Here is a 15,992-nt window from a genome sequence, read left to right on the forward strand (position 1 = left end):
GGTGCGCGACTCCGTCCCGCGGGGAGGCCGGCCCGTCCGTCGTCGAAGGAGCCGCCGTGGCCGCCCCCGTCACCCGCGCCGAGAAGACCCGGCGCACCCGGCGCCGCATGCTGGACGCCGCCGCCGGGCTGTTCGTCGAACGAGGCTGGAGCGGAGCCACCGTCGAGGACATCGCCCGCCGCGCCGAGGTCGGCGTGCAGACCGTGTACTTCACGTTCGGCAACAAGCGCGCCCTGCTGAAGGAGGTGCTGGACACCGCCATCGCCGGGGACACCGACCCCGCGGCCACGCTGGACCGCCCCTGGGCCCGTGCGGTCCTCGCCGCCCCCGACCCCGCGGAACAGTTGACCCTCCAGGCCGCCGGCGCCCGCCGGGTGCTGGAGAGGGCCGCGCCCGTCCTGGAGGTGGTCCGTGCGGCCGCCGCCTCCGAACCCGAACTCGCCGAGCTGTGGCGCACCAGCATGGAACAGCGCCACACCGTCCAACTCGCCTTCGCCCGGGCCCTGGTGGACAAGACCGACGGTGGGCTGCGCGACGGGCACGACGCCACCTCCGCCGCCGACCTCGCCTTCACCGTCCTCGGCCCCGAAACCCACGGCCTGCTGGTGACCGTCCGCGGCTGGACCCCGGACCGCTGGGAGCGCTGGGCCGCCGACGCGCTGGTGCGCCAACTGCTGCCCTGACGGCCGGGCACCCCGGCGGCGCCCCGCCCCTGCTCCGTCTCCCCGCTTCCGGTCACTCGATATGACGATCGGACCGCCGGGGTGCTGGATTCGCGGAGGTGGATTTGTTAGGTCCCTGCCATGCCCAAGCACACCCGACCGCTCGTCCTCGCGGCCCTGGTCACCGCACTCACCTCACTGGCGGTCCCCGCCCTCGCGGCCCCCGCCCCGCCCCCCGGGCCCCCGGCCGGTGCCGGACCCTCGTCCGCCGGAACCCGCGCCGAGCCCGCCCCCCTGCACCGCGCCACCGTGCCCGTCCCGGGGCAGTACATCGTCACGGTCAAGAAGGACACGACCCCGGACGCCGTGCTCAAGAAGGCGGCACCCACGGCGAGGCGGCTCTTCACCTACACCGCGGCCCTGCACGGCTTCGCCGCCAAGCTCACCCCCGCCCAACTGACGGCGGTGCGCGCCCTGCCGGGGGTGGAGTCCGTCGAGGAGGACGGCACCGCCGAGGCCACCGCCCCGGCCGCCAGCTGGGGACTGGACCGCATCGACCAGCCCTACCTGCCGCTCGACCAACAGTTCACCGTGCACGGCACCGGCGCCGGGGTGACGGCCTACATCGTCGACTCCGGCATCGACTACCGGCACGCCGACTTCGGCGGCCGGGCCGCCCCCGGGTTCGACGCGATCGGCGACGGCAGGGGCGGCGCCGACTGCAACGGACACGGCACCCACGTCGCGGGCACCGTCGGCGGTGCGACCTACGGGGTGGCCCGCCAGAGCTCCCTGGTCAGCGTGCGGGTCCTGGACTGCGCCGCCCGCGGCGCCTGGTCGGGCATCATCGCCGGCTTCGACTGGGTCGCCCGCAACGCCCGCCAACCCGCGGTCCTCAACGGCTCCCTGGGCGGCGAACGCAGCGAAGCGGTCAACCGGGCGGTCGACAACGTCGCCGCCCGCGGGGTGCTCCCGGTGATCGCCGCCGGCAACGACGCCAAGGACGCCTGCGACGTCTCCCCGGCCAGCGCCGCCTGGGCGCTCACCGTCGGCGCCACCGACCACCGGGACCGGGAGACCGACTTCAGCAACTTCGGCCCCTGCCTGACCCTCTACGCCCCCGGCAAGGACGTCGTCTCGGCCCGGGCGGGCGGCGGCAGCCTCGCCCTGGACGGAACCTCGATGGCCAGCCCGCACGTCACGGGCGTCGCCGCGCTCTACAAGGCGGTGCACCCCTCGGCCACCGCCGAAGAGGTCGGCACCTGGATCGTCGGCCAGGCGACCCGGGACGCCCTGACCGTCAGCAAGTCGTCCCCCAACCGGATGCTGTACACCGGCGGTCTGTGACCCCCGCCGCCCCCGTGGGGCCGTACCGGACCGCGGGGCGTGGGCCGTGCCCTCGCCGGCACGGCCCACTGCGGCGGGGCCGCTTCAACCCACGAGTTCCACCAGGTCGGCGACGGCGTGCTCGATGTCCGGGAGGGCCAGCATCGCCAGGTGCGCCCGGCGCACCCCGGCGGCGATCGTGCGGTCGGCCAGGACCGCACGACAGGTGTCGGCGATGCCCTGGGGGGTGGCGTCGGCGACGTGGCGGCCCAAGCCCAACTCCTCCACCCGCTGGGCGTTCGGATGCTGGTCGCCGAACTGCGGGAGCACGGCCATGGGCGTGCCGGTGCGCATCGACTCCCGCACGCTGTTGAACCCCCCGTGGGTGAGGAAGAGGTCGACGGTCTCCAGCAGCAGCGGCTGCGGGAGGCGCTCGGTCACCCGGACGTGCGAGGGCAGGTCCGCCACGTCCACCGTCAACCCCATGGACGTCACCAGCACGGTGCACTCCTCCAGCAGGGCCGCGGCCCGGAGGATCGTCCGCAGGCTCTCCTCCGGGTGGGGCATCGGCAGGGGCATCGCGCCGCTGTCCGTCTCCAGGCCCCACTGGAGCATCAGCGGTGCCGCGGTGCCGATCGAGGCGAACACCAGCGGCCGGTCGGTGGGGAGTTCCGCCACCCAGTCGGGCAGCGCCAGCGCCCGGTCCACGGCCAGCGCCTGCCGATAGGTCCGGGCGCCGGGCAGGAACTGGGCGAAGGAGTAGGCCTCGGGCACGCAGTCGATCCGTCCGAACGGGACGATCGACAGCGGGTCCTCCCGGACCGGCAACCCCTGCTCGGTGCGGGAGGCGTTCAGCCCGGGCAGGAGGTCCGCCGGGTCGAGGGAGTTGCTCGCCCCGGAGGGCGTGGGCAACTGGGGGATGCCGCGGGCCTCCCCGATCAGCACGCTGCCCAGGTCCATCCCGTCGCGCAGGATCAGGTCGGGGGCGAAGTCCTCGACGACCGGCAGCAGCACCTGTTGCAGATCGAGCGCCATCGACCGGGACAGGCCCGAGACCATCAACTGCTTCAACTGCTGGGCGCGTTGTTCCTCGTCGAGGTCCTCCCGCGCGGCGAGGGCCTGGAGCCGGGGCACCTCGCGGTGCCCGGGCATGACGTCCGGCAGGAGGGCGGCCACCCGGACGTCCTCCCGGGCGAACACCGAAGCGATGATCGGCGTCGTGACCACCTGCACCGTGTGTCCGCCTGCGGCGAGGGCCCGTACCAGCGGAAGCTGGGCGCGACCGTGGGACGGACTGCCGAGGGTGGTGACCAGTACGCGCACGAAGAGGGCCTTTCTCCTGGGGTGTTGTCGGATCCCGCCCTCCCGGTCGGGCGGCGCGCGGGTCTAACGCGTGCGCCGCGACGAGGGGGAGGGGAGCGGGGCGACGGGCGCCCGGTGCGTCCGCCGGGCGGTGGCCGGCGAGCCTGCGTCGGCGGCCCCGCCGGTTCCCCGGGCGGTGTGGTCCACCTGCCGCCGTGACCACCACCGGCACCGACCGTAGGAGCGGGCCCCGCGCGGGTCAACGTCGAGAGCGGCCCGCTGGCCACTTCTGATCATGACCCGTCCGCGGGGTCGAGCGTCCGGGAAACACGTCCAGGCCACCTCGGAGAGCGCACCTTCGCGGTCCGCACTCCGACCGCCCGCCGGGCCGGCCCGAGGATCACCTGCCGTCCACCTCGGCGCAAAGAAGACCCTCCGCGTGCGCCGGCCCTCCGCGGAGCGCCGTGCGGCCGGATGCGGCGCGGCGGGGACGCTGACGTTCCTCGGACACGGCAGCGCCCCCTGGGGCTACCGGGTGGCGCGCCCCTGGGCGGCCGCAGTCAAGGCGGCGGCCAACTCGGCGTTCACCTCGGCCTGTTGCGTGGTCAGGTAGAAGTGCCCGCCGGGAAACGTGCGGATGCGGAACTCCGCGGTGGAGTGCTCGCGCCACCGATCGGCCTCCGCCACGGTGGTCTTCGGGTCGTCCTCTCCCACCAGCACCGTGATCGGACAGTCGACTCCGCGGTGCGGCGCGGCCCGGTAGGTTTCGATGACCCGGTAGTCGCCGCGCACCGCGGGCAGGGCCATGCGCAGGATCTCCTCGTCGTCCAGGACGTCCGCCTGCGTGCCGTTGAGCCGCCGCATCTCGTCGAGCAGACTCCGGTCGTCGCCGAGGTGCGTCCGTTCGTCGCGGAAGGTGACGGGTGCCCGTCGGCCGGAGGCGACGATCGCCCGGGGCGCGGCCCGTGTGCCGGCGAGCGCGAGGGCCGTCTCGAACGCGAGTACCGCACCCATGCTGTGCCCGAAGTGGACGGTCGGCAGGGGCTCTTCGCCTTCCAGGACCGGGGCGATGCGATCGACGTACTCCGAGACGCTGCGCACCAGCGGTTCGTGTCTGCGGTCCTGGCGGCCCGGGTACTGGAGGATCACGACGTCGGCGGAGGCGTGGGCGGTGGCGACGGGATGGTAGAAGCTCGCGGAGCCGCCTGCGTGCGGGAAGCAGACGAGCCGGACACGGGCGTGGGGTCGGGGTCGGAAGCGGCGCAGCCAACGCTCCCTCTCGGTACCGGGCAGGTGCACGGGGTCTCCTCGGGACGGTCATCGGTGACGGGTGGGGTCCACTTCTCACCGCAGGGATCATCCCCGGCGTCGGGGGCTCCTCATGCGGACTTCCGGCGAGGAACGGGGGAGCTCCCGCTCTCGTTGACGCTGCGGGACTCCCGGCCCTGCGCGCCCGAACGGGTCGAACCCGGCGACGGCGCGCCCGGAGGCGGCGTGGGCCCCCTCCCCGCCTCCCGACCGGGGCGATGGCGCCCGCCGTGCCGCCCCGTGACGTTGCCGGGAGGCACGGCGGCGCTCGGCCACCGGTCGGAGCCGGCGCTCAGCGGAAGCGTTCGGGGTGCAGGCCCCGCGCGAGTTCCGCCACCGCGTGCGGCGGCCGGACCCCGACCAGCGTGGCGGCCAGCGGAAGCGTCACGAACCGCTCCTCGCGGACCGCGGGCACCTCGGCGAGCGCCGGATGGGAACGCAGGAACTCCTTCTTCCGCTCCAGGCCGCCCCCACCCTCGTAGTCGTGGATCACGATGGCTTCGGGGCGACGCTCGGCGACCTGCTCCCAGGAGACGTCGCCGAAGACCTCGTCCAGGTCGGCGAAGACGTTGCGTCCCCCTGCCAGGGCGATGACATCGGTCGCCAGGCTCCTGCCGCCCGCCGTGTACGCCGTCTTCTGCCCGCTGTCGTACACCAGCACCGGCACCGCCCGGGCGCCCCGCACGGCCCGGTGGGCGTCCTCGACCCGTCGCCGCAGTTCCGCGACCAGCCGGTCGGCCCGCTCCCGCACGCCGAACACGCTGCCGACGGCACGGATCTCCGCATAGGCGTCGGACATCGACGTCCGGCCCCGCCCGCAGTACTCGAGGTTCAACCGGGTGTCGATGCCCGCCTCGGCGAACGCCTCGCGGGAGCGGCCCTCCTGTGCGGCGAACGCGCTGTCGAATCCGCCGTACACGAAGTCCGGTTCGGCGGCGAGCACCGTTTCGAACGAGGGCTCCCGTTCCGACAGGACCGGCAGTCCGCGGAACTCCCGCGCGTGCCCGGGCAGCGGAGCCGAATCGGGGAAGGCGGTCCCCACCAGCCGGTCCCCGAGCCCGAGCGCCAGCATCACCTCGGTGGGGTGCTGGTGGATGGTGACGACCCGCTCGGGCGGCCGCTCGTAGGTGGTGCGCACCCCGCAGTTGTCCAGGGTGACCGGGAAGCCGGGTGCGGACGGGGCGTCCCGGCCGCCGCGCCGCTCCGGGGCCCCGGTACCGCAGCCGGCGAGCAGGGCCGAGGCCAGGACCAGGGCGGACGTCCGACGGAACCGGACGGAAGCGGCGGTCACCGCGGGCGCACGGCCCGCAGGACCAACCGCTCCGCGTTCTCGTCGTAGGGGCGGGCGTCGAACCCGCCGAAGACCTCGATCCCCTCGAACCCGGCCTCCGCCACCATCGCGCGCAGCTCCACGGCGCTGTAGACGAACCACACCAGGGCCGCCCGGGTCACCCGCTCCCCGCGCACCAGCACCCAGTCGCTGCGCAGCCGGGCCCAGTCGTCCAGCACCGTGTCAGTCTGGACCATGAGGTCCTCGCCCTGTCGGACGACCTTGGGCGGGGTGACCCTGCGCGCCAGGAGCTCCTTGCCCGCGAGGTCGAGGAGGAGCGTCCCGCCGGGCGTCAGGGAGGCGTGCATGGTGCGCAGCACCCGGGCGTTGTCCTCGGGGTCCTCGAAGTACCCGAAGGACGTGAACAGGTTGAGGACCACGTCGAACTCGCCGGGGGCGGAGTACTCCAGCACGTCGGACCGGACGTACCGCGCGGCCACCCCCTCCCCGGCCGACCGCTCCCGGGCCCGCTCCAGCAGGGCGGGGCTGCGGTCCACCCCGGTGACCTGGTGCCCGCGGCGGGCCAACGGCACCGTGAAGACCCCCGGTCCGCAGCACAGGTCGAGCACCCGCGACCGCTCGGGGAGGTCGAGCAGGGGGGAGGAGCTCAGCAACTCCTCGCCCTGGGCGAACCGCTGCCGGGAGAACAGGAAGTCGTAGAACTCGATCCAGAAGTCATCGTCCTGGAATCCGCCCGTGTTCGCCATGGGGTTGGGGTGTCCCTTCGGGGTCGTCGTGGTGGGGGTGGTGCCGTGCGCGTCGGGTGCGCCGGAACAGCGGAACGAGCAGCAGCGGAGGGAGCAGCAGGCACTGTGCGGCGGCGGCCAGCCAGAACCAGCCCGTGCCACCGGTCCGGTCGGTGAGGTCGTAGAGCACGCCGCCGATCAGTGCGCTGACCCCGGCGCCGACCCCGGCCGCCAACCGCTGCTGGCCGAAGACGACCGCATCGGAGCGCGGGCTGCGGCGCAGCGCCTCCAGGTCGTTCTTGAGGAACAGCACGATGTCGCCGAGGGTGATCAACACCCCGCCCGCCACCAGCGCCGGGCGGGTGCCGATCGCCAACACCGCGAGCCCCGCGGCCAGTCCCGCGAAGCCCGTGCCCAAGGCCCACGGGTAGGACATCCGCGCGATCGCCCCGGAGGCCACCGGCTGGACGACGATCACCAGCAGGAAGCAGACCAGGAGCACCAGGCTGTAGAAGGTGCTCGACGCGCGCTCCACCGCATAGACGGCCAGGTAGTGCTGGAAGTGGAAGTACAGGTAGAACGCCAGGGCGTTGGCCGCGAACGGGAGGACCGCCACCCCGGTCAGCAGCCGGGCGTCCGGGTCCGGCGTCCGCGGCGCCTCCTCCCCGGCCGCGGGCAGCCGCACGTGCCCGGCGGCGACCACGAGGAAGAGCACCGTGGAGGCCAGGAACACCGGCCCCGGCGAGGACAGCACGAACGGGCCCGCGATCAACGGCCCGAGGGCCATGCCCGCGTTGAGGGCGGCGTTCCCGGCGGACAGGAAGGCGGGTCTGCGCTCCTCGTCCACCCCGTGAACCAGGTAGCCCTTGTTGGCCGGGAGGTAGAGCGCGGCCCCGGCACAGGTGAGGACCAGCGCGCCGACCGCGAGCGGTGGCCAGCGCAGCGCCAGGAGCAGACCGAGGAAGCCCGCCGTGCGGATCGCCAGCGCCCAGAGCATGGTGCGCCGCAGCCCGATCCGCTCGGTGAGCGCCCCGCCGAGCACCCCGCCGGAGAACTGCACCAGCGAGGCGACGGCGAGGACCACGCCCACCGTCCCGAGGCCCATCCCGAGCCGTTCGTGCAGGAACACCGACATGAACGGCAGCACCATGAAGCTGCCGAGCGGGATCAGGAACGAACTGAGCAGCAGGAACCGCAAGGGCCCGGTCAGGGTCGCCAGGGCGGCGCGCAGGGGTACCCGTCCGGTGGGCGGGTCAGCCACCGGCGCCTCGTGGGGTCCCGGGGAACGGCCGGGTCAGGACCCGGACCGTGTTGGCCGCCGCCACCGCGCGGTGGGTGGCCAGTTCCGCCGTCTCGGCCTCGGCGTAGACGATGCCCGCGTAGCCGCGGCTGTCGTCGAGGTGCTCGATCGGGTCGCCCGCCCGTTTGATCGGGTACCAGACGGGTGCACCGGGCAGGTCGGCCAACCGCTCCAAGCCGGCGACGCCCTCGAACACGCCGGGCCGTTGCGGATAGCCGAGGACGAAGGCGACGGCCGGTCCGCCCGGCGGCATGGTGTCCATGAGCCGGGGCCTGCGTCCGAGGGCGGCCTCCACCATCGCCTCGTAGACGTTGACGCCCAGCGCCCGGCACAGCCCCTCCCCGACCAGGGCGCCGCCGATCCGGGGATTGATCTCCACCACCTCGGGCCCGTCGGCGGTCAGCACGAACTCGACGTGCGCGAACCGGTCGGTGTACCCGACGGCCGCCAACACCCGGTCCAACCAGCGTTCCAGCTCCGCCCGCTGCCGTTCGGGGAAGGCGACGGGGAACGCGGTGATCTCCTCGCGGAAGAGCGGTTCCGGGGACATCAGCCTGCTGGACACCCCGAGCAGCCGGGTGCGGCCCGCCCAGGTCAGCGTCTCGGCGCTGTACACCGGGCCGGGGAAGAAGGGCTCCGCGAACAGGCGGCCCATCAACTCGCGCTGCCCCGCCTCGGCCAACGCCGCGTCCAGTTCGGCCTCGTCGCGCACCAACCAGACGTTGCGGCTCCCGGTGCCCGCGGTGTCCTTGAGGATCGCGGGCAGACCGGTGTCCGCGAGGACCCCCTTGCGCAACTGGGCCGGGTCGGCGCCCTCGGTGGCGTCCCCCCGGGTGAGGCCCGCCCCGTGGAGCAGCGAACGGACCCGCGCCTTGTCCCGGGTCAGCCGCAGCACCTGCGGATCCAGCCCGGGCAGGCCGAAGGCGGCCGTCAGTTCGGCGCTCACCGGCATCCAGGTGTCGGTGGAGCCGATCAGCCCGTGCAGTTCGGGCGTGCGCGCGAGTTCCGCGGTGACCGCGGCGACGTCGAAGGTGTCGATCTCCACGACGTCCAGCGCGCCGGGCGGCAGGCGCTCCAGTTCGTACCCGTAGTAGGCGGGGTCACGGGTCAGCAGCACCAGCCGCTCGTCGAGCGCGTCCGCGGCGCGGACCAGGTGGCCCAGTCCGAAGGTGAGGGATTCCAGGCAGACGACCGTCACGCGGTGTCCTCCTTCCGTTCGTCCGGGTCGGGCGTGCGGTCCCACGCCATCGTCGACCAGGGCATGGACATCTGTTGCGGAGAGTCCACCTCGACCGGCGCGAGCCCGGCCGGGTCGAGGGCCTCGGCGTGTCGGGCGTGGACCCGGCTGACGTACCGGTGCCCGGTGTCGGCGCCGACCACCAGGTGGACCCGGTCGGGATGGCGGCGGGCCTCGTGGGTGGCGGTGAGGTAGGCCGCGCCGGTGGACAGCCCGGCGAACACCGCGTGTTCGCGCAGGAGGGCGACCGTGCCGGCCATGGCGTGGGTGAAGTCCATCCAGTGGACGGCGTCGTAGAGGTGGTGGCGAACGTTGTCGAAGGGGATGGAGGAACCGATCCCGGCGATGATGGCCTCGGGGTCGTGGTGGTCCTGACTGCCGAAGGTGACGCTGCCGAAGGGCTGGACGCCCACGAGCCGCACGGACGGGTCGCGCTGCCGCAGCCGCTCCACCAGCCCGCCGGTGGACGCCCCGGAACCCACCCCGCCGACGACGGTCAGTGCCGCCTCGGGCAGCGCTTTGACCAGCTGGTCGGCAACCTCCTGGTAGCCCAGGTAGTGGATGTCGTCGTGGTACTGGCGCATCCAGTGGACGTCCGGTCGTTCGGCGAGGATCTCCCGCACCCGGCGGACCCGTAACTCCTGGTCCAGCTTGAGGCTCGTCGAGGGGGCGACCTGTTCGACGCTCGCCCCGAGGACCTCCAGTTGGGCCCGGGTGGTCTCGTCGACGGTGGTGGAGGCCACGATGTGGCAGCGCAGGCCGTGGCGGTGGCAGGCGAGGGCGAGTGCGTAGGCGTAGATGCCGCTGGAACTGTCGATCAGGGTCTGCCCGGGCCGTACGGCGCCCCGGTCGAGCAGGTGCCGTACGGCGGCCAGCGCCGAGTAGACCTTCATCGACTCGAAGCGGATCAGGACCGTGTCCGGGGACAGCCGGACGAGGTCGGGGGTCTTGAGGGCGTCCGCGATATGGGGGTGGATCACCCGTATCCTCCTTGGGCGAAGGCGCATTGGTGGCCGTGCGAGTGGAAGAAGGCGGAGAGTTCGTCCCGGGCCGAGAAGCCGATCGGGCGGGTGAACAGGAATCCGACCAGGGACCCGGTGTGGGCGACGAAGACTCCGTCGGCCCCGAACTCCTCGCGGTGGGCCAGGGCGGCTTCGAAGGTCCGTTTCGGTAGGACCTCCTGGGAGAGCACGGCGCTGGTGGTCGCGGCGCGGGCCACGGCCGCCGGGTCGCCGGCGGCGAATCCCTTGAGCAGGTCGGTCAGGCAGCGCTCGTACTCCCGTGCCCGCCGCCGGTACTGGTCCAACAGCGCAGGGGTGACGGCCGCGGTGTCCACCCCGCCGGGCTCCACCGCGTAGGCGGTGTGGAAGCCGATGTCGGTGCCGAGTTGTCGGACCACCCGGTGCCGGGCGCTGAGGTACAGCGCGAACTCGTCGAGGAAGACGCTGTCGGCCCGCTCGATCCGGGACAGCACCCGGGTGACGAGGGCGGGGTCGTAGGGCAGGGAGAAGATCCGGAACAGACAGCGCAGGGTGGCGACGACGTCCGCCGTGGAACTCGCCATGCCGACGCCCACGGGCAGTTCGGAGTGCGTGGTCCAGCGACCCGGCGGCAGGGTCAGGCCGTGGTGGTCGAGGAAGAGGTCGACGGCGGCCGTCGCCTTGGCGCCCAGCGGAGACGGCCCCGGGGGCGTGCGCCCCGGGGAGAAGTACACCCAGGAGTGGCGGCCCACCGGGAACGAGACGAGGGCGATGTCCGGCTGGGCGGCCGGACGCAAGGGGCCCTGGTACAACTCGCCGAGTGTGCCGTGGCAGACGCCCGCGAAGGTCCGGGCGGCCCGCTCGTCGCCGGAGGGCATCAGCGGTGTGCCTCCCGGGGCCGGGCCGTCCGGACGGCGTCCCGGGCGGACGGATCGCTCTGACCACTCGTCACGGACCGTTCCTCCTTGGTCATGCAGGGGCCATCGGGTCGTACGGTCGTGCGGACGGGGGTGGGGGAGGGCGCGTGCCGTCGATGAGCGACGGACGCCCGCACCGCGGGCCCAGTCCCCGGAGCCGCCGTGAACAGCGCGCACCGTTCCGCACGCGCGCAGCGGCAGGTCTTCGGACTCGTGGGCACGAGCCCGGGGGCTCACCTACCGGCCGTCGCTTCCCGGCGCTGGTGGCGCCAGTGCCGATGACGGCCTTCGTTCCCACTCACCGCTGCGGGACAGTCCCGGACTCGCACCGGGTTCCCTCTTGCGACGTGACGCCTGAGGCGGCACGAACCGACTGCGGTGGCAGCGTAGGACGCGCACTCCGAACGACGACAGGGGGCGGTGGTGCGGGTTGGCCTGTTGTGATCGTCGAGGAGGGGTTTCGAACGCCGCGCGTCCGCAGGCAGGCCCCCGTGGGCGATCTTCGAACGGGCCCCTCACTGCCGGCGGCGAAGGAAGTTGTCGTGAAACGTTCCCCCGCCACCCACCTGCCGCCGATGCCAAGGGGAAGGCGGGACGGTCCCGGCGCGCGGCGCGCGGAGAACGGCCGTGACGTTCGTGAATGAACCTCAGTCGACGGGGCCTGCGCCCGTGCTGACGTGCGCGCCGGCCCCGTCGACCGGCCGTCTGCCGGGCCCCTCGGGGGCGGCACCACCGCCCCCGGACGCGTAGACTTCCTGGAATGAGTCAGCGCCGATCAGCACCGGGCCGCCCGCGTACCAAACCCGCTGAGGAGCGGCGTGCCGACCTCCTCGACGCCGCCGAGCGGGTCTTCGCCGAACGCGGCATCGACGCCGCGCGGATCGACGAGATCACGGACCGCGCGGGCGTCGCGATCGGCACCTTCTACCTGCACTTCGGCTCGAAGCGCGATCTCATGCTCGCCCTCCAGGCCCGCTTCATCGACCGGCTGGTCGAGCGGCAGGACGCCGTGGTGCGGCAGCTGCCCGCCGACGACTGGGTCGGACGCGTGGACGCCTGGCTCAGCGACGCGGTCCACGCCTATCTGGAGCACGCCGAACTGCACGACGTGCTCTACGGCCACACCCCCATCAACGCCAAGGCGACGGTCCAGGCCAGCCCCGAGAACGCGCACGTCGAAGCCTTCCGGCGGCTCATCACCGAGCGCCCGGACCCGCCCGCGGACGCCCCGGACCCCGCCATGGCCGCGATCCTGATCTACGGCGCCTGGTACGGGGCCACCCACGCACTGCTGCACCACGAGGCCGAGGAGATCGACCGGCTCGCCGCAGAACTCATCGCCGCCATCACCGACCTCACCCATCGCTACCTGCGCATCGAACCCTGACGGGGCGGGCTGCCGGCGGCCCGTGTGACGACCCCCGGCAGCGCTCGGATCAGACCGCGTTGGCGATGCGCCAGTGCCGTGCCCGCTCGTACTGCTGGCTGAGGCGCGCGAACGCCCCGCCGGTACGGAGCAGCTCTTCGGGCGTGCCGGTCTCGGTGACCCGGCCCTCGTCGAGCGAGACCACGTGATCGGCCGCCGCCAGCGTGGCGGGGCGGTGCGCGATCACGATCACCGTGCGACCCGGGTCGTTGCCCAGGTTCGCGATGGCCTGCGTGATCGCCGCCTCGTTCTCCGGGTCGAGCGCCGAGCTGGCCTCGTCGACCAGCACGATCCGCGCCCGCTTGAGCATGGCCCGGGCGATCGCGACACGCTGGCGCTCGCCCCCCGACAGCTGCGCCCCGCCCTCGCCCACCCGGGTGTTCCAGCCGTCGGGCAGCCGGTCGATCACCTCGTCGAGCCGTGCCGCGGTGGCCGCCTGCCGGAGCTCGTCCCAGGTCGCTTCGGGGTGTGCCAGGCGCAGGTTGTCCTCGATGGTGTCGTCGAACAGGTAGACGTCCTGGAAGACGATCGCGATCTCGTCCAGCAGGGTGCTCGGATCGAGTGCGCGCACGTCCACGCCGCCGACGCGCACCTGCCCCTCCTGGACGTCGAAGAAGCGGGCGATGAGCCGGGTGACCGTCGTCTTCCCGGAACCGGACGGCCCCACCAGCGCGGTGGTGGTGCCCGCCGCGCAGCGCAGGGAGACGTCCCGCAACGCGGGGGCGTCACCGCCCGGGTAGGTGAAGTCGACGTGCGAGAACTCGATGTCGGCCTGCTCGATGGTCCGCACCGGCTCGGCCGGCACCGGAAGGGCGGGCGCGGCCAGCAGGTCCTCGATGCGCGCGATCTGGTTCCGCATCGCCCGCAGCGCCCCGATGAGGTCGATGAGGTTGCCGAGCGGCTCCAGGAAGCGGGCGGAGAGCACCAGCAGCGCGATCGCCTCGGCGACCCCGATGCGCTCGCCGAGCATCAGCCCGGCGGCCAGCGCGAGCACCGCGACGAAGCCGCCCATGATCACGGCGGTGTAGACGAAGAACGGGCGGCGCGCACGACGCATGCCGTCCCGGTAGGTCTCGCGGTGGTCCTCCAGGGCGGCACGCATGCGGGGCGTGCCGTCGGCGTGGCCGGCCGCCCGCAGCACCGGCTGGGCCTGGCCCAGCTCGATCGCCCGGCTGGCGACCCCGGTTGCCGCCTGCTCCAACTCGATCTCGGTGATCTCGGCGATCCGGGCGGCGCGCTGGAGCGCCCACCAGGCGACGAGCGCGATCAGGCACAGCAGCAGGGCCATCCGCCAGTCGACGAAGAAGGTGATGGTCACGATCGTGGCGGGCAGCAGGGTGGAGGTGATCGCCGGTCCCGCGACGGTCACGGCCAGGTGCGCGGCGTTGCCCACGTCCGCGGTCACCCCGCGGGCGAGTCGCGCCTTGTGCTCGGCGGTGAACCAGCCCAGCGTCAAGGTGCTCACATGACGCATCAACCGCCGCCGCAGTTGCGCCGCGAGGACCCCCGACGCCTTGAAGCCCACCGGGGTGGCGACGATGCTCAGCACGGCGTACGCGAGCGCGCAGACGCCGCCCAGCACCAACCACGGGGTGGCCGCCCCCAGATCGGGGTCGGGGCGCACCACGGCGTCCAGGATCGGCACGAGCAGGCCGAGCATCAGACCCTGTAGTACCGCCTGTGCCGCGGTCAGCAGCCACAACCGGGCCAGCACCTGTGGCTGCGGCCACAGCCGGTACAACCGACGGATCATGCGAGCACTCCTTCTTGTGCCGCCCACATGCGGGCGTACAGCCCGTCGCGGGCGAGTAGTTCGGCGTGCCGGCCCTGCTCGACCAGTCGTCCGCCGTCGAGGACGAGGATCTGGTCGGCGCCGGCGATGGTGTGCAGCCGGTGGGCGATCACGATCACCGTCTTGCCGACCGCCAGGGTGGCCAACGCCTCCTGGACCGCCGATTCGCTGTCGGCGTCCAGGGCGGCCGTCGCCTCGTCCAGGACCACGATCGGCGCTCCGGACAGGATGGCCCGGGCGATCGTCAGCCGCTGGCGCTCCCCACCGGACAGACCGCCGCCGCCCGCGTCCAACGGGGTGTCGTACCCCTGGGGCAGCCGCTCGATCACCTCGTGGACGTGCGCGGCCTCCGCCGCCCGCCGCACCTCCTCGTCGCCGGCGTCCGGTCGGCCGATGCGGATGTTCTCCGCCACGCTGTCGCGCAACAGCGCCACGTCCTGGAACACCAGCGACATCGACGCCAGCAACTCCGCGGACGGAACGGACCGCACGTCGACGCCGCCGATCCGGACGGCTCCGTCCGACACGTCGTAGAAGCGGGGCAGCAGGCTCGTGAGCGTCGTCTTCCCGGCGCCGGACGGCCCCACCAGGGCGGTCACCTGACCGGGCGGGCAGACGGCGGTGACGTCCTCGATCGCGTTCTTCGTGCCGTCGTAGGAGAACGTGACCCGGTCGAACTCCACGCCGTGCCCCTGCGGCCGCTGCGGGCGCTCGGGCTCGGGCAGCGAGGAACGGGACAGGAGCTCCTCGATGTTGGCGGCACCCATCCTGCCCTTGCGCACCCCTTGGGCGGCGCTCACGGCCGGCAGGATCGAGTTGGGCAGTCCGATCGCGACGACGAGGAAGGCCACGAGGTCGGCGACCCCGAGCGACCCCCGGTCGACGAGCACCAGCCCGGCGGCCGTCACCGCGGTGAGGACGGCCATCTCCGAGCCGAACAGCCGGCAGGCCGCGGAGCTGTAGCGCACCTCGGCGACCCAGGCCCCGAACGCCTTGGTGTGCTCGTCCACGGCGTCGTCGAAGCGCCGCATCACGCGCCCGCCGGTGCCGAAGGTCTTGACGACCTGGATGCCGTCGGCGTACTCGACGCTGGCGGCGCTGATCCGTGCGTCGGCGGCGATCAGTCGGTTCATGTGGGTCGTCATGGACCGCATCGAGATGCGGTAGAAGAGCCCCATGAGGCCCAGGACGCCCAACACGACCAGGGCCATGGTGACGTCCACGGAGAGCAGGTAGCCGGTGGCGAACACCATCACCGTGACGGCTCCGGTCAGTTGGCCCAGGGCGTGCGCGATGACCTCGTGCATCTCCTCCAGGTCACCGGTCATCGCCCGCTTGACCTTGCCCGAGCCCGAGGCCCGGAACCAGCCCAGCGGCAGGGTGCCCAGGTGGCGCACGATCCGCACCCGCACGTCGTGCAGGATCTTCGCGTCCGCGTAGTGGCCCACCCGGGCGGACTGCACGAAGAGGACCAGCCACACGCTCGCTCCCGCCGCACCGATGGCGACCCAGGTCCAGATGGCCGTCCGTGAGCCCCCGGGGTCGTCGAGCATCAGGCGGGCGATCTCGGCGACGGCGATGTAGGGAACGATGCCCGCCGCCGCGCTCAGGGCGGACAGGACCGCACAGACGACGAGGTGGGTGCGGATGGGGGCGAAGAGGCGCATGAGTGCGCCCGGACCTGCCAATCCTGGTGTCTGCGACGACGATGTTGATGGTTTCATTA

13 protein-coding genes and 1 riboswitch are annotated in these 15,992 nt (G+C 73.1%); of the genes, 3 read left to right on the forward strand and 10 right to left on the reverse strand.

What is annotated here, in order from left to right:
* Window positions 1-56: 56 nt before the first annotated feature.
* Both ABT092_RS20280 and ABT092_RS20285 read left to right on the forward strand, forming a co-directional pair.
* A complete protein-coding gene (locus ABT092_RS20280; protein WP_351245736.1) occupies window positions 57-683 on the forward strand; it encodes a TetR/AcrR family transcriptional regulator in 627 nt (208 codons plus the stop codon).
* A 120-nt stretch (window positions 684-803) separates the two neighbouring features.
* Complete coding sequence (locus tag ABT092_RS20285) at window positions 804-2,009, forward strand: S8 family peptidase (RefSeq protein WP_351245738.1); 1,206 nt, start codon at window positions 804-806, stop codon at window positions 2,007-2,009.
* A gap of 84 nt (window positions 2,010-2,093) precedes the next feature.
* On the opposite strand, the gene ABT092_RS20290 is transcribed toward ABT092_RS20285, so the two are convergent.
* The 8 genes from ABT092_RS20290 to ABT092_RS20325 all read right to left on the reverse strand — a co-directional run bounded on the left by ABT092_RS20290 (window position 2,094) and on the right by ABT092_RS20325 (window position 11,009).
* Window positions 2,094-3,311: a glycosyltransferase gene (locus ABT092_RS20290; protein WP_351245740.1), complete on the reverse strand. Its 1,218-nt coding sequence runs from the start codon at window positions 3,309-3,311 to the stop codon at window positions 2,094-2,096.
* A 507-nt stretch (window positions 3,312-3,818) separates the two neighbouring features.
* Complete coding sequence (locus ABT092_RS20295) at window positions 3,819-4,589, reverse strand: thioesterase II family protein (RefSeq protein ID WP_351245742.1); 771 nt, start codon at window positions 4,587-4,589, stop codon at window positions 3,819-3,821.
* 301 nt (window positions 4,590-4,890) lie between these two features.
* On the reverse strand, window positions 4,891-5,889 hold the full coding sequence (locus ABT092_RS20300) for an ABC transporter substrate-binding protein (RefSeq protein WP_351245744.1): 999 nt from the start codon (window positions 5,887-5,889) through the stop codon (window positions 4,891-4,893).
* Window positions 5,886-6,635, reverse strand: coding sequence for a class I SAM-dependent methyltransferase (locus ABT092_RS20305; protein WP_351245746.1), 750 nt, complete (start codon window positions 6,633-6,635; stop codon window positions 5,886-5,888). The genes ABT092_RS20300 and ABT092_RS20305 overlap by 4 nt, the downstream gene beginning before the upstream one ends.
* A complete protein-coding gene (locus ABT092_RS20310; RefSeq protein ID WP_351245748.1) occupies window positions 6,604-7,875 on the reverse strand; it encodes an MFS transporter in 1,272 nt (423 codons plus the stop codon). The genes ABT092_RS20305 and ABT092_RS20310 overlap by 32 nt, the downstream gene beginning before the upstream one ends.
* Entirely contained in the window at window positions 7,868-9,112 is a 1,245-nt protein-coding gene (locus tag ABT092_RS20315; RefSeq protein WP_351245750.1) for an ATP-grasp domain-containing protein, read from the reverse strand. The genes ABT092_RS20310 and ABT092_RS20315 overlap by 8 nt, the downstream gene beginning before the upstream one ends.
* Window positions 9,109-10,131, reverse strand: a complete 1,023-nt coding sequence (locus ABT092_RS20320) for a cysteine synthase family protein (protein WP_351245752.1) — start codon at window positions 10,129-10,131, stop codon at window positions 9,109-9,111. The genes ABT092_RS20315 and ABT092_RS20320 overlap by 4 nt, the downstream gene beginning before the upstream one ends.
* Window positions 10,128-11,009, reverse strand: coding sequence for a GHMP family kinase ATP-binding protein (locus ABT092_RS20325; RefSeq protein ID WP_351245754.1), 882 nt, complete (start codon window positions 11,007-11,009; stop codon window positions 10,128-10,130). Before ABT092_RS20325 ends, ABT092_RS20320 begins: the two co-directional genes overlap by 4 nt.
* A gap of 218 nt (window positions 11,010-11,227) precedes the next feature.
* Window positions 11,228-11,437: riboswitch (cobalamin riboswitch) on the reverse strand.
* A gap of 371 nt (window positions 11,438-11,808) precedes the next feature.
* On the opposite strand from ABT092_RS20325, the gene ABT092_RS20330 reads away from it, so the two are divergent.
* A complete protein-coding gene (locus ABT092_RS20330; RefSeq protein ID WP_351245756.1) occupies window positions 11,809-12,435 on the forward strand; it encodes a TetR/AcrR family transcriptional regulator in 627 nt (208 codons plus the stop codon).
* A gap of 49 nt (window positions 12,436-12,484) precedes the next feature.
* Here the strand turns inward: ABT092_RS20330 and ABT092_RS20335 are convergent, their stop codons facing one another.
* A complete protein-coding gene (locus tag ABT092_RS20335) occupies window positions 12,485-14,227 on the reverse strand; it encodes an ABC transporter ATP-binding protein (protein ID WP_351245758.1) in 1,743 nt (580 codons plus the stop codon).
* Complete coding sequence (locus ABT092_RS20340; protein WP_351245760.1) at window positions 14,224-15,933, reverse strand: ABC transporter ATP-binding protein; 1,710 nt, start codon at window positions 15,931-15,933, stop codon at window positions 14,224-14,226. The genes ABT092_RS20335 and ABT092_RS20340 overlap by 4 nt, the downstream gene beginning before the upstream one ends.
* Window positions 15,934-15,992 lie beyond the last annotated feature (59 nt).

The sequence above is a fragment of the Streptomyces sp. NPDC002490 genome (assembly GCF_040296045.1).
Classification (GTDB): domain Bacteria; phylum Actinomycetota; class Actinomycetes; order Streptomycetales; family Streptomycetaceae; genus Streptomyces.